The sequence below is a fragment of the Burkholderia sp. 10_S31 genome (assembly GCF_056930375.1).
Window position 1 is genome coordinate 1,541,160 of sequence record NZ_JBXOWK010000003.1, and the last position, 14,788, is coordinate 1,555,947.

The window sequence follows — 14,788 nt, forward strand, 5'->3', positions numbered from 1 at the left end:
GACGACGGATGACGAAGGTTCAACCCGACTGGCTCGCGCTCGCGACGCGTTTCGCGCAACTGCCCGACGCGCAGCGCGCGGTGTTCATCGACAAGCTCGGCGCGGCCGGCATCGACTTTCGCGTGCTGCCGATCCCGCCGCGCACGCCGCGCAGCGATCGGGTGCCGGCGTCGTTCGCGCAGACGCGGCTGTGGCTGCACGCGCGGCTGATCGACGCGCCCGACGCGTATCACATCACCGAGCGGCTCGCGCTGACGGGCCCGCTCGACGGTCACGCGCTGCGGCTCGCGTGCGATGCGTTGATCGCGCGCCATGAAGCGCTGCGCACGACCTTCGATGAAGCGGAGGGCGGCGTCGCACAGACGATTCATCCGCCGCTGCGTTGCCCGTGGCGCGAGACCGATCTCGACGCGCTGCCCGACGCGCAGCGCGTCGCGCGCGCCGAAAGTATCGCGGCGGCCGACGAAGCCGGCGCATTCGATCTCGGCGCGGCGCCGCTCGTGCGCGCACACCTGATCCGCTTCGACGCGACGCACCACTGGCTCGCGCTGACCGTGCACCACATCGTGTCGGACGGCTGGTCGTCGGGCGTGATGCTGGACGAGCTTGCGGCGTTCTATCGTGCGTATGCGTCGGGCCAGCCGGTGCCGCTCGCGCCGCTGCCGATCCAGTACGCGGACTATGCGCTGTGGCAGCGCCGCTGGCTCGATGCCGGCGAGCGCGATCGCCAGCTGGCGTTCTGGCGCGAACGGCTCGATCCGCAGCGCGGCGTACTCACGCTGCCCGGCGCAGCCGCGCGGCCTGCTCGCCGCAGCGCGCGCGGGGCACGTCATGTGTTTTCGCTCGACGCCCGCACCAGTGCACAGCTGCGCGCCTTCGCGGCCGGGTCGGGCGCGACGCCGTTCGCGGTGCTGCTCGCCGCGCTCGACGCGCTGCTCGCGCGCGCGACTGGCGATGCGCGGATCTGCGTCGGCGTGCCGGCCGCGAACCGCGAGCGCGCGGAAACGGCCGGCCTGATCGGCTTCTTCGTCAACACGCTCGCGATCGACGTCGACGTGCCGGCGCACGGCGATTTCTCGTCGCTGGTCGCGCGCACGCAGCGCGCGCTCGTCGATGCACAGATGCGCCAGGACGTGCCGTTCGAGCAGGTCGTCGACGCGCTCGGCGTGCCGCGCAGCGCAAGCCACCATCCGCTGTTCCAGGTGATGGCCGCGTATGGCGAGCGCCGCGCGCTGCCGGCGCTCGGCGCGGCGTCGGCAGCGTTGCTGCCGTCGGGCACGCCGTCCGCTAAATTCGACCTGACGCTTGCCGTCGAAGCGACGCCCGACGGCACGTTCGACGCCGCCTTCATTCATGCGCTCGACCTGTTCGATGGCGACGCGATCGAACGGCTGGCCGCACGCTTCGTCACGCTGCTGGGCGATGCGCTCGTGCGTCCCGACACGCCGGTCGGCGATCTCGACTGGCTGCCGGCGGACGAACGAGCACAGCTCTTCGCGTGGAATGCGCCGGCAGGCGCGGCCGAAGCCGAGCCGTTCGTGCCGGTGCACGCGCGCATCGCCGCGCATGCGAAAGCACGGCCCGACGCACGCGGCGTCGCCGACGTCGATCGCGCGCTGACGCGCGGCGAGGTCGACGCGCGCGCGGCACGCATCGCGCGCAATCTCGTCGCGGCCGGCGTGCGGCCCGAAATGCGCGTCGGCGTCGCGCTGCAACGCTCGGTCGACCTGCTGGTCGCGCTGATCGCGGTGCTGAAGTCGGGCGCCGCGTTCGTGCCGCTCGATCCGGCCCATCCGCGCGAACGGCTCGCGCAAATCGTCGGCGACGCAGGCATCGCGCACGTGCTGACCGATGGCACGAGTGCTGCATCGCTGCCCGAGTTGCCGGCCCTGAGCGTGTGGCGCGCGGATGAAGTCGACGCGCTCGACGAGGCGGCCCACGTGACGCTGCCGGCCGTGCTCCCCGGCCATGCCGCGTACGCGATCTACACGTCGGGCTCGACCGGCAAGCCGAAGGGCGTGATCGTCGATCACGCGGCGTTCGCGCGGCATTGCGTGGCGATCGCGGAGCGCTACGGTGCTGGCGAGCACGACGTGTTCCTGCTGTTCCAGTCGGTCAACTTCGACGGCGCGCACGAAGGGTGGTTTTCGCAATACCTGTCGGGCGCCGCTGTGTCGGTGACGGCCGACGTGCTATGGCCGCCCGCGCAGACCTGCGCGATGATGGTCCGCGACGGCGTGACGATGACCTACGTGCCGCCCGGCTGCGCCGCGCAGCTCGCCGAATGGGCGCTCGCGCACGGCGCGCCGCCGACACTGCGCTCGCTGACCGTCGGCGGCGAAGCGACGTCGCGCGAAGCGTTCGCGATGCTGCGCCGCGCGATGCCGAACGTGCGCGTGGTCAACGGCTACGGCCCGACCGAAACCGTGATCACGCCGACCCTGTGGATGTACCGTCCCGGCGACGATCTCGCGAAGCTTGGCGACGCCGCCTATCTGCCGATCGGTACGCTGGTCGGCGCGCGCACCGCGCACGTGCTCGACGCGCGGCTGCATCCGCTGCCGGTCGGCGTGATCGGCGAGCTGTATCTGGGCGGCGAGGGGATCGGCGTCGCGCGCGGCTACCTCGATCGTCCCGCGCTGACGGCCGAGCGCTTCGTGCCGGATCCGTACGGCGCGCCGGGTACGCGCCTCTATCGCACGGGCGATCTCGTGCGGCGTCGCGCGGACGGCGTGTTCGACTTCATCGGCCGCGTCGATCACCAGGTGAAACTGCGCGGGCTGCGCATCGAACTCGGCGAGATCGAGGCGCAGCTGGCCGCGCACGATGCGGTGCGCGAAGCGTGCGCGGTCGTGCACGGGCAGGGCGCGCAGGCGCAGCTCGTCGCCTACGTCGAACTGACCGCGGACGCGCAGGCCGCCGCGCAACCGGTCGAAGCGGCGACGCTCGACGCGCACTTGCGCCGCACGCTGCCCGACTACATGGTGCCCGCGCAGCTGATCGTGCTCGACGCGCTGCCGCGCAACGCGAACAGCAAGGTCGACCGTGCGCGGCTGCCGGCGCCGGTGCGCGTCGAACGCGCCTACGAAGCACCGCATGACGGCGACGAAACCGCGCTCGCGGCAATCTGGCGCGACGTGCTGAACGTCGAGCGCGTCGGCCGCGGCGACCACTTCTTCGAACTCGGCGGCCATTCGCTGGCGGCGGTGCGCGTTGCGACGCGCGTCGCCGAGCGGCTCGGCCGCGACGTGCCGGTGCGTGCGCTGTTCGAAGCGCCGGTGCTCGCGCAATACGCACGCCAGGTGGCCGATGCGCCGCGCGCCGCACACGCCGGCGCCACGGCGCCGGGCGTCGCGGTGGTCAAACCCGATGCGCACGGCGTGTGGCCGCTGTCGCCCGCGCAGCTCGGCCTGTGGTTCCTGTGGCGCGCGCAGCCGGACAGCGCCGCGTACAACATTCCGGTCGCGCTGCGCGTGCGCGGTCCGCTCGACCTCGAGGCACTGCGCGCGGCGTTCTCGGCGGCGGCCGCCGCGCACCCGGCGCTGCGCGCACGGCTCGTCGTGCGCGACGGCATGCTGCCGGGCCAGCGGATCGACGCCGCGGCGTCCGTCGCGCTGCCGCTCGTCGACCTGTCCGCGCAGCCCGACGCGCTCGCCCGCGCGGCGGCGCTGACCGATGCCGATGCGCTCGCGCCGTTCGATATCGCGGCCGATGCGCCGCTGTGGCGTGCATGCGTGCTGCGGCTCGGCGCGGACGATCACGTGCTGTCGGTGACGATCCATCACATCGTGTCGGATGGCGAATCGATCGAGCTGTGGCTCGATGCGGTGCGCGCACGCTATGTCGCGCTCGTGCGGGGCGACGTGGCATCGGCATCGGCATCGTCGGCAGCGTCGACGACGACGGCGGAAAACACGTCGCTCGTGCTGCCCGCCCCGTGCCATCCGGCTCGCGTCGCGTACTGGCGCGACGCGCTGGCCGACCTGCCATCTCCCATGCTGCCGCGGCGCGCACACGCGCCGGCCGTCCCGCAATGGCGCGCGGCGCGCATCGCGTTCGAGTTCGACGCGTCGCTGATCCGTGCCGCGCGCGACGCCGCGTCGGCTGCGCACGCGACGTTGCCGATGCTGTTGCACGCGGCGCTCAACACCGCGCTGTTCCGTGTGACCGGCGCAGCCGACCAGCCGGTCGGCGTGCTCGCATCGACGCGGGAGCTGACGGGCGATGCGGCGCGCGATGCGCTGGGCCTGTTCATCAATTCCGTGGTCGTGCGCACGCGGATCGACACGGCGGCCAGCCGCACGGACGTGCTCGCGCAGGTGCGCGATACGGCGCTCGCCGCTTATGCGCATGCCGACGTGCCGTTCGCCGACGTCGTCGCGGCGCTGCGCGCACCGCGTGCCGCGCACGCCAATCCGCTGTTCCAGGTGATGTTCAACTACCTGCGCCCGACCGGTGCCGCCGCACGCGACTGGGCCGGTTTGTCACTCGCCGACTTCGACGACGTGCGCCATCGCGTGGTGTTCACGCTGGAGCTGGATGTCGTCGAGCATCCGGACGGCCGCGTGAGCGCCGCGTTCTCGTATGCGGACGAACTGCTCGACGGCGGTTTCGTCGATGCGCTCGTCGAGCGCTATCACGACGAACTCGCGCGTTTCGCCGGTGCGCCGGAAGCGACACTCGGCGTGCCCGATGCGCTGTTCGATGCGCCGGCAGCGGCTGCAGTCGGCCCGGCCACTGGCCAAGCAACGCCCGTCAAGACGGCATCGCATGCCCCGAACGCTGCGGCCGCGCTCGCCGCGCTGTGGTCGGACACATTCGCGACGGCCGCGCCGGCGCCCGACGCCGACCTGTTCGAAGCCGGCGCGACGTCGTTCGACGTCGTGCGCTTCGTTGACGCGGCCGGCCGCGCCGGTCACGCGCTGACGGTGGCTGACGTGTTCGCGTCGCCGACGCTCGCGGCGCTCGGCGCGCATGTCGAGGCATCGGCCGAAGCGGCGCAGGAGGTGCGCGATGCTGGCTGAAGTGCGTCCGGACGGATTCACGATGCCCGACACCTGCCGTCTCGCGTTCGCGGACGGCCTGGTCGCCGCGCGCGACGGCGCGGAGATTCGCGTCGCGCAGGGCGACGGCATCGGCGCGCAGCTGCTGCGCGCGCAACTCGCGGACGACGGCACGCTGCGCCTCGTCGCGTACAACCATCGTGCGGCGCCGGCCGAGCAGCGCCGCGCGCTGCTGGCCGCACTCGCCGCGGCGTTTTCCGACGACGTGTGCCGCGCGGCGATCCGTCTCGACCCGGCCGCGTGGCCGGCGGTCGCGCTCGATGCGCTGCGCGCGAGCGGCGTGCTCGCCGACGGCGGCCTGTGCATGCGCGAAGGCTGGGCGCAGCAGGCCGATCTGTGGCGCGTCGGCACGCCGCTGCCGTGCGCGACGCTGCCGATGCTGACCGACGGCCGCCGTCATCCGCGCCGACCGCCCGCGCCGCGCGGCGACGTGTATGCGCGCGACCTGCCGGCGCTCGGCGTGCGCTTCACGCTGCGCGGCTGGCAGCCGGCCGAAGACGCCGCGCGCGTCGCGCGCTGGTTCGACGAGCCGCGCGTGCGCGACGGCTGGCCGGGCACGCAGCCCGGCGCGGACGGTACGGGACCCGATGCCGATCCGCACGTGAGCCCGCTCGTCGGGTGCTTCGACGGCGAACCGTTCGCCTATGTCGAGGCGTTCTGGCTGAAGGAAGACCCGCTCGCGCCGCACGTTGGCGCGCGCGACTACGACCGCGGGCTGCGGATGCTGGTCGGCGAGCCGCGCTGGCGCGGCCCGCATTGCGTGGCGGGCTGGCTGCCGTCCGTCGTTCATTACCTGTTTCTCGACGATCCGCGCACCGAAGCGGTCGGCTGCGCGGTCCCGGCCGGCCGTGCGCGGATCGTCGATACCCTCGCGCGGCACGGCTTCGCGCGGCCGCGTCGCCTGGCGCTCGCCGACACGCAGCCGCTGTGGATGTGCACGCAGCGCGAGACCTTCTTCACCGGCCGTCACGTCTGACGGGCCGGTTTCACCGACAAGGGAGCTGAGAGACATGCAGAGAGAAACCGTATTCGACCTGATCGGCGTCGGCTTCGGGCCGTCGAATCTGGCGCTGGCCGTGCGCCTCGAGGAGCGGCGTGCGGCACGCCCGCTCGCCCATTGCTTCATCGAACGCCAGCCGGAATTCGGCTGGCATCGCGGAATGCTGCTCGACGACTGCCGGATGCAGATCTCGTTTCTGAAGGATCTCGTGACGATGCGCGATCCGAAGAGCCGCTACACGTTCATCAACTACCTGTTCGAACGCGGCCGGCTGAACGAATTCGTCAACCTGAAGAACTTCTATCCGACCCGCGTCGAATTCCACGACTACCTGAGCTGGGTCGCCGACGCATTCGACGAGCACGTCCACTACAGCGAAACCGTCACGGCGATCGAGCCCGTGCGCGGCGACGGCGCGCGGATCGACGCGCTGCGCGTGGTGTCGCGCGACGCGGCCGGCCACGAGCGCCGGCGCGTGACGCGTGCGCTGTCGGTCGGCGTCGGCGGCACGCCGGCGGTGCCGGACGCGTTCGCCGCGCTCGGCCGCGATCGCATGATCCATTCGTCGTCGTACCTGACCGACATCGACCGGCTGGTCGCGTCGCCGGATGGCGAGCGCCGCCGCGTCGCGGTGATCGGCGCGGGGCAGAGCGCGGCCGAGGTGTTCATCGACCTCGCGCGCCGTTTCCCGCACGTCGACGCGAGCCTCGTGATGCGCGCGGGCGCGCTGAAGCCGGCCGACGACAGCCCGTTCGTCAACGAGATCTTCAGCCCCGAGTTCACCGACGTCGTCTACGCACAGCCGCACGATGCGCGCCGCGCGCTGCTCGAGCGCTACCGCGACACCAACTACGCGGTGGTCGACCGGCCGCTGATCGAGCAGATCTACGAAATGCTGTACCTGCAGCGCATCGACGGCACGCCGCGTCATGCGCTGCTCGCGAACAGCGCGATCGAGGCCGCGGTGCGCACCGCCGACGGCCGCATCGAGCTGACGCTGCGCGACCGGATGAACGGCGCCACGCGCGTCGAACGCTTCGACGCGCTCGTGCTCGCGACCGGCTACCGGCGCGACACGCATTCGGCGCTGCTCGAAGGGCTCGCGCCGTATCTCGGCGATGCGCTCACGCGCGGCGACGTCACGCGCGACTACCTGCTCGCGACGCCCGAGCACTTCGCGCCGCGCATCTACCTGCAAGGCTGCTGCGAAGACAGCCACGGCCTGTCCGACACGCTGCTGTCGGTACTGGCGCGCCGCGCGGACGAGATCTGCGCGTCGATCGAGGAAGGGACCGCGCCCGCCCATGACGACGGCGCGGCCCGGGCACTGCATGAACAACGACATCAAAACGGGGCGAGCGCGGGCCGCATGGCTTTCGCTCTTTGACAAAGGCGCGGTCGGAGACCGCATCGAAAAAGTGGAGCAGAGAAAGATGGAGTGGGCAACAGGCACGCGTGTGCGTGCGATCGCAGCCGCGGCAGGCGTGGCGTTCGGGATGGCGGCAGGCCACGCATTCGCGCAGACGGCGCCGGCCGTGAACGCGGGCGCCGCGGCGTCGGCCGGCGGTGCGCAAAACGGTGCGGCGGCCAATGCGTCGAGCAGTGCGCCGAACGGCTCGACGACCGGCACGCTGCCGGCGATCAACGTCAACGCGGGCGCGGAAGGAGACGGCACGGTCGGTCTCGTCGCGAAGCGCAGCAGGACCGGCACCAAGACCGATACGTCGATCGATGCAATCCCGCAGACGATCAACGTCGTCACCGCGCAGCAGATCGAGATGACCGGCGCGACCGACGTGAACGCGGCGCTGCGCTACGTGCCGGGCTTTTCGTCGTACGGCTCGGACAACCGTTCCGACTGGTACGCGGCGCTGCGCGGCTTCACGCCGACTGCGTACGTGAACGGCCTGCAGGTGCCGAACACGCTGAACCTGTCGAGCTGGCGCGTCGATCCGTACATGATCGACAGCATCACCGTGCTGCGCGGGCCGACGTCGGTGCTGTACGGCGCGGGCGACCCGGGCGCGATCATCGACGTGCAGACCAAGACGGCCGACGGCGAACGCGTGCGCGAAGCCGGCGTGCAGTTCGGCAACTATGCGCGCAAGCAGTTCATGATCGACGTCGGCGACAAGCTCGACGCGGACGGCAAGTATGCGTACCGGTTCGTCGGCGTCGCGCGCGACGGCAACGCGCTGACGGGCCCGAACAACGACCAGCGCGTCGCGCTCGCGCCGTCGTTCCGCTGGCGCCCGGATGCGGATACGTCGCTGACGCTGTCGGCCACGTACCTGCAGGACTGGGGCGACATCTCGTCGAACTTCCTGCCGGCGCAGGGCACGGTGCTGCCGAACTCGAACGGGCAGATCGGCAAGGACGTCTACGGCGGCGATCCGGATTTCAACTACTACCGCAAGAAGCAGTGGTCGCTCGGCTACCAGTTCGAGCGGAACCTGAACGCGATGTGGACGTTCCGGCAGAACGTGCGCTGGATGCACCTGTCGCTCGACAACGGCTCGGTGTTCGGCGCGGGCCTGGCCGACGGCAGCACGACCGACATCAACCGCTGGGCCGGCGTGTTCCAGACGAACTACAGCCGCTTCGACATCGACAACAACCTGCAGGGCCGCTTCGGCACGGGGCCGCTCGAGCACACGCTGCTGCTCGGCTTCCAGTACAACCGGCAGACCGCGACCGACAGCGAATGGCTGGCCGCCGCGTCGACGTTGAACATCTACAACCCCGTCTACACGCCGGTCACGCTGTCGGTGTTCTCGCCGCCGAACACCACGTACCGCACCAACACGTACACGACGATGAACACGTTCGGGCTGTACGTGCAGGACCAGGTCAAGTGGAACCGCTGGACGCTGACGCTCGGCGGCCGCGAGGACTGGGTCAACCAGCGGATGGACGACCGCGAGGGCGGCACGCAGTCGAAGGCCGACGTCACGGCGTTCACCGGCCGCGTGGGCCTTACGTACCAGGGCGACTACGGGCTGTCGCCGTACGTCAGCTACGCGACGTCGTTCAATCCGCTGATCGGTGTGAACCTGTACGGCGGCGGCCTGCCGCAGCCGACGCGCGGCAAGCAGATCGAGGCCGGCCTGCGCTGGCAGCCGGCCGGCCGGAACCTGATGCTGAGCGCGGCGATCTACCAGATCAACCAGACCAACGTGCTCACGCCGACGCCGACGAATCTCGATCCGTCCGGCACGACGTCGATCCAGACCGGCGAAGTGCGCTCGCGCGGGATCGAGCTGAACGCGACCGGCAAGCTCACGCGCAACCTGTCGCTGATCGCGTCCTACGTCTACCAGGACGTGAAGAACGTGAAGGCGAACGACGCATCGCTGAACAACTGGCCGGTCGACATTCCGCGGCCGCGCCAGATGGCGTCGCTGTGGGCGGACTGGACGTGGCACACGGGGCCGCTCACCGGCTTCGGCCTGAGTGGCGGCGTGCGTTACCAGAGCGCGTCGGCCGGCGCGGCGGACAACTCGCTGACGGTGTCGAGCTACACGCTGTTCGACGCGGGCGTGCACTACGACACGCGCAACTGGCGCTTTGCCGTGAACGGGACGAACCTGTTCAACCGCCACTACATCAGCGGTTGCCAGTCGACGAGCGTCTGCATTTTCGGTACCGACCGCACGGTGATCGCCACCGCGAAATACAACTGGTGACGCCGCACGCCGCGGCGCGCCGGCCGGCCTTCGGGCCGGTGCGGGCGGGCCGCGGCGCCGTCGTCCGCTTTTTCCACGACGCCTCCATGCCGAAGAAAAATCTCGTCTACATCCAGTCGCTGCGCAACGGCGCGGCCGATCGCGCGGGCCAGCCGGTCGCTTACCAGGGCGGCACGCGCTACATGAAGGCGCCGCTCGAATGCCTCGTCGAGCGCCTGAACGATTCGCCGCTCGGCGAACGCTATGCGCTCAAGGGCGTGATCGTCGACGACGACGAAGGCTCGCCGGCCGATCGCGCGAAGGTCGCCGACTACGGCTTCGCGCGCACGCCGGGCCGCCCGTGGATCCTGCCCGACGGGCTGACCGTGCAGGGGCGGCCGGTCGACGAACTGTTCTGCACGATTGCGTCGACATACCGCCGGCTGCCGCGCGACGCGCGCGAGCGCGTGACGGGCAAACAGGCGTTCGAGCGCCGCCTGCTCGAACGCCTGCTCGAACTCGACGCCGACGTGGTCGTGCTCGACGGACTGCTCGTGATCCTCGACGAGCTCGTGCGTCCGGGCGCGCGCTTTCACCGCCGCATCGCGAACATCCACCCGGGTATCACGGCCGACGATTCGCCGTACCAGCGGCGCGGCGCGTGGGCAACGCTCGACGCGCTGCACGGCGCGCGCGGCGAACGGGTCGACTGGGCAAGCGGTGCGACCTCGCGCGTCGAACCCGTGACGATGACGGGCGCATCGTTCCACTACGTCGACAACGGCATCGATTCCGGCGAGGTAATCTGCGACGTGCTCGACACGCCGATCGCGCCGGACGACACGATTCTCGAACTGCGCTGGAACAACTTCCAGCGCAGCCTGTTTCCGGCGCTCGAGCGGGGGCTGCACGTCCTCGCCGACCGCCACGACGCGGGAGCACTGTGATGGAAGACACGCTGACGAAACCGGCCGGCACGGCAGATACCGTCGAAGGCGAGGTGGCCGCGGCACTGGACGGCGCCGCGCACGCGCAGGCGACGCCCGCCGCCGAGCACGCGCTCGACGCGTGGCGGCCCGGCGACCCGCCGGCCGCGCTGCTCGCGGAATTCGTCGCACTGTTCAACACGGACACGCGGCACGACACAGCGACGGTGTCCGTGCCGCTCGGCGACGCCGATCCGGCGGCCGTCGGGTCGTACGTCGAGCGCGCGGTGCGCGAAGGCGTGATCGACGGCGCGCAGGTCGCGGGCGACCGGCTGCGCCTGAGCGCATCGCGCGCGACGTTCTGGCAGAACCCGCAGCCATGGTTGAAGGCGCCCGCATCGGGCGGGATGCCGCTGCGCTACACGATCACGAACGGCCATCGGCATCCGGTGCGACCGCCGTCGCCGGCCGGCGAGATCTATGCGCGCGACATGCCGCAAGTCGGGATGACGTTCAGCCTGCGCACCGTCGACATCGATGCGCATGCGCGGCTGTTCAGCGACTGGATGAACCTCGATCGCGTCGCGCATTTCTGGGATCAGCGCGGCACGCTCGACGAGCACGCCGCGTATCTCGCGCAGCGGCTTGCCGATCCGCACATGCATCCGATGATCGGCTATTTCGACGATACGCCGTTCGGCTATTTCGAGTTCTACTGGGCGAAGGAGGACCGCCTCGCGCCGTTCTACGACGCGCACGACTACGATCGCGGGCTGCACCTGCTGATCGGCGACTCGCGCTTCCAGAGCGCGGGCAAGCTGCATGCATGGTGGAGCGGGGTGCTGCACTACATGTTCGTCGACGAACCGCGCACGCAGCGGCTCGTCGGCGAGCCGCGCGTCGATCACGTGCGGCATATCGCATACATGCACCGGCTCGGGTTCTACACGCTGAAGGAGTTCGACTTCCCGCACAAGCGCGCGGCGCTTACCGTGATGGAGCGCGAGACATTCTTCGACACTTTCCGGTTGCCGTGACGGGACGGCGGCGCGAAGCGTCGGTGCGCGGATTCGCACGCGGCGACGTTTCGCGCGGCTCGAATGGCCGCGGGCATCGGCCGTTCGGGATATGGATCGGGCGGGCGGCATGAGGAAGAATGGATCGCATCCTCATCACGCACAGGTCATGACGACATGGCAAGCACATCCGCGATCGCATCGGGCACGCTCCCCGATCTGCGTTCCCCGACATTGACATATGCCGGCATATGCCTAGAATGGGCGCATCGTACTCCCGTGGAGTGGCTCATGCGCACCGTTTCCATTTTCAAGAACGCCCGTAACCAGGCAATCCGCATCCCGAAGGACATGGAATTCGAGGGTGTCACGGAACTCGAGATTCGCCGCGAGGGCGACACGCTGCTGCTGCGTCCGGTGCGGCCGACGTGGCTGTCGTTCGCCAGTGAACCACTGGCCGATGCCGACTTCCTCGTCGAGCGCCCGGCGATCGTCGAACCCGGCCGCTTCGACCTGTCCGGCGCCGATGACGACGCACCGACGGAGTCCGGCCGGTGACCACGCTCTACATGCTCGATACGAACATCTGTTCGTTCATCATGCGCGAGCGGCCGCCCGTGGTGTTGTCCCGGTTGCAGTCGTGCGTCAATGCGCAGCACCGGATCGTCGTGTCGGCAATTACCTATGCCGAAATGCGGTTCGGCGCAGTCGGCAGAAAGGCTTCGCCGAAGCATGCCGAACTCGTGACGGCCTTTGTCGCGCGGCTGGACGGCGTGCTGTCGTGGGATACCGCAGCGGTCGATGCGACGGCCGCGATTCGCGTCGACCTTGCCGCACGTGGCACGCCGATCGGCGCGAACGACGCGTCGATCGCCGGTCACGCGATCGCGGCCGGTGCGGTGCTTGTTACGAACAACCATCGCGAGTTCGGCCGTGTAGCGGGGTTGTCGCTCGAAGACTGGACAGCCTCGGCATAGGGGCGAATGCACGATGGCGCTGCTGTCGCGCGGCGCGCCAGCACGTCATGCCCGCGGAACGGGCGGATCCGCGAGGAAAGCCGAGCGGAACGCGTCGAGATACCGGTCCGCGTCATCGTTGAATTCACCCGGCAGCAACGCGAACGCACGAGCCTGCAGATCCTGCACGAGCGTCGCGTAAATCGCTTCGTCGGATAACAGCGCGCGGATCGCATCGTACGTTTTCGGTGAAGCAATGCCCTTCGCATCGCGTGCCAGCAGCGCCGCCGCTGCCAGCTCCGGCTGGAAATCGTGCAGTTCGACCAGATCGGGCGCAACGTCCCAGATGCGCTCGCGATTGCCCGCGTCGTGAAAATGCGTGAGCAGGAACAGCAGATCGTACGCGTCGCTGTTCTGGCGCGCGCGCCGGTCCTTCCACGCGAGCAACTTCAGCAGCGCGAGCGCCGGCAGGCTGGTCACCGGCACCACAATGCCGGCGCCGATCGACACGGCCAGCGCCGTATCGACCGCCTCCTGAAAGCCCAGCACGTTCAGCACGAAGTCGCCGCCCGGCGGCCACGCGATTTCGCCGGGCGGCGTTTCGAGCGGCCCGAACGGCACGAGATCGAGCTCCGTGCGAAAGCCCTGCGTCCCGCTGTCGAACAGCAGTTTCTGCTGATGTTTCGGCGCGCGCGCGAATTGCCCGGTCGCGACGAGCGCATCGACGAGCCGCTCGTGAAACGGCCAGCTCACCGCGCACACGGCGACATCGACGTCCCGCGTCGCGCGCACCGGCCGGATGCCGTGGACATGCCACATCAGGATGTCGCGCGCGGTTGCGCCGGCGACGACGAATGCCGCGTCGAGTGGCGCGCAGGCTGCGCCGACCGCCTGCAGCAGCGTGACCGCCGCCGGCTCGAGCGGCCGGCGTGCGTCGACTTCAAGCGGGCGGGTGGGCGAGGTATCGGTCATGGATGTATTCGGCAGCGGCAAGATTGCGGCTGTCCCCGGACGAGACGAGATCCGCGTAGATCAGCAGCGGCGGCACGAGCGGCACGTCCTGCTCGCGCCAGTCGAGCGCCGGCGACGGTGGCCAGAATGCTTCGAGCAGTTCGACGTCGCCGTGCTCGTCCGGGCGCAGGCGCGCCTGGAGCAGCAGGCGGTTCGACGCGGCGCCGTGCGTATAGACGGTGATCGCGGCGGGTTTCAGGTCGTGCGTGAGCAGGTCGGCCGCCGGTTCGCCGCCGAGCTGTGCGTCGAATGCAGCGAAATCGAAATTGCGCCACCAGTCGGGCGCGAGCGCGGCAAACCGCCGGCTCGGCAGTTTCGCGCGCAGGCGGCTCGGGTACAGTGCAACCCATTCCTGCACGAAACGCGGCCAGTCGGGAAACCGGCGCTCGCCGTTGCGCCGCTGCGCGACGAGGCCGCGAGCGATCAGGTCGTCCATCGCGAGATTGACCGTGCCGAGCGCGACGTCCGAGGCGGCGGCGATCGCCCGAAGCGGTTGCGCGACGAGGCTCGGCTGCGTCGCGAGCGCAAACATCACGGCGAGCCCCTTGGGCGTCGTCGCGCGCGATGCCGGCCGGCGCGGTGTGCGTACCGGTTTCGGCCGGCCGGAGATCATCACGGTCGCCTCCGGCTGGACCAGGCACGCGTTGCCGGCGGTATCGAGATACGGGATGTCGTGATCGATCAGGCGGGCAGCCAGTTCGGCTGAAAAATACGGCGCGACCAGCATCAGCGGCCGCTCGCCGGGCGTCGGGGTAGCGCGATGGCGTAACGCGGCGAGTGCGCCCTGCAGCGATTCGACGCCGACGCTCACAACAGCCGGCATCTCGAAGGCCTGTCCGGCAATGCCGAAGCGGATCATCGCATCGGCATGCGCGCTGCGGGCGGCCGGCACGCGCACGGGCCGTGCGTTGAAGCGCCGGGTCGCGCGTTCGAACGCGGCGCAGGCTTCGTCGAGCACGTGTTGTTCCGCTATCGGCAGGGTGGCGTTCTTGGGCATCAGGGCGAATCGGTTGTTCACTTTTTTATCAGCGTACACAAAAAATGTACGCCCGTCAAAAAATGAACAAACTCGCTCAAGCCATTGAGGCAAATGAATTATTTAAGAATATCGAACTGCAATCAACGAACGCCCCCGCCTGAAAAATCGAGAC

The 14,788-nt window shown here is 69.9% G+C and carries 10 protein-coding genes; 8 read left to right on the forward strand and 2 right to left on the reverse strand.

Features of this window, described 5'->3' with window-relative positions; genetic code table 11:
• Positions 1–8 precede the first annotated feature (8 nt).
• The 8 genes from AC1Z3W_RS27200 to AC1Z3W_RS27235 all read left to right on the forward strand — a co-directional run bounded on the left by AC1Z3W_RS27200 (position 9) and on the right by AC1Z3W_RS27235 (position 12,647).
• Positions 9–5,024, forward strand: a complete 5,016-nt coding sequence (locus tag AC1Z3W_RS27200) for an amino acid adenylation domain-containing protein (RefSeq protein ID WP_483508850.1) — start codon at positions 9–11, stop codon at positions 5,022–5,024.
• On the forward strand, positions 5,014–6,039 hold the full coding sequence (locus tag AC1Z3W_RS27205) for a GNAT family N-acetyltransferase (RefSeq protein ID WP_483508851.1): 1,026 nt from the start codon (positions 5,014–5,016) through the stop codon (positions 6,037–6,039). Before AC1Z3W_RS27200 ends, AC1Z3W_RS27205 begins: the two co-directional genes overlap by 11 nt.
• 34 nt (positions 6,040–6,073) lie before the next feature.
• Positions 6,074–7,450 (forward strand): lysine N(6)-hydroxylase/L-ornithine N(5)-oxygenase family protein, encoded by a 1,377-nt coding sequence (locus AC1Z3W_RS27210; protein ID WP_175826485.1) that lies wholly within the window; start codon positions 6,074–6,076, stop codon positions 7,448–7,450.
• A gap of 46 nt (positions 7,451–7,496) precedes the next feature.
• Positions 7,497–9,749: a TonB-dependent siderophore receptor gene (locus AC1Z3W_RS27215; RefSeq protein WP_483508852.1), complete on the forward strand. Its 2,253-nt coding sequence runs from the start codon at positions 7,497–7,499 to the stop codon at positions 9,747–9,749.
• An 86-nt stretch (positions 9,750–9,835) separates the two neighbouring features.
• Positions 9,836–10,675 (forward strand): formyltransferase family protein, encoded by an 840-nt coding sequence (locus tag AC1Z3W_RS27220; protein ID WP_483508853.1) that lies wholly within the window; start codon positions 9,836–9,838, stop codon positions 10,673–10,675.
• Complete coding sequence (locus AC1Z3W_RS27225) at positions 10,675–11,691, forward strand: GNAT family N-acetyltransferase (RefSeq protein ID WP_124833027.1); 1,017 nt, start codon at positions 10,675–10,677, stop codon at positions 11,689–11,691. Before AC1Z3W_RS27220 ends, AC1Z3W_RS27225 begins: the two co-directional genes overlap by 1 nt.
• Positions 11,692–11,961: 270 nt before the next feature.
• A complete protein-coding gene (gene vapB / locus AC1Z3W_RS27230) occupies positions 11,962–12,228 on the forward strand; it encodes a type II toxin-antitoxin system VapB family antitoxin (protein ID WP_057924455.1) in 267 nt (88 codons plus the stop codon).
• Positions 12,225–12,647, forward strand: a complete 423-nt coding sequence (locus tag AC1Z3W_RS27235) for a PIN domain-containing protein (protein ID WP_175826482.1) — start codon at positions 12,225–12,227, stop codon at positions 12,645–12,647. Before vapB ends, AC1Z3W_RS27235 begins: the two co-directional genes overlap by 4 nt.
• Positions 12,648–12,692: 45 nt before the next feature.
• On the opposite strand, the gene AC1Z3W_RS27240 is transcribed toward AC1Z3W_RS27235, so the two are convergent.
• Positions 12,693–13,598 carry a nucleotidyl transferase AbiEii/AbiGii toxin family protein gene (locus AC1Z3W_RS27240; RefSeq protein ID WP_124833025.1) on the reverse strand — a complete coding sequence of 302 codons (906 nt, stop codon included), beginning with the start codon at positions 13,596–13,598 and terminating at the stop codon, positions 12,693–12,695.
• Complete coding sequence (locus AC1Z3W_RS27245) at positions 13,567–14,634, reverse strand: type IV toxin-antitoxin system AbiEi family antitoxin (protein WP_124833024.1); 1,068 nt, start codon at positions 14,632–14,634, stop codon at positions 13,567–13,569. Before AC1Z3W_RS27245 ends, AC1Z3W_RS27240 begins: the two co-directional genes overlap by 32 nt.
• Positions 14,635–14,788: the final 154 nt, after the last annotated feature.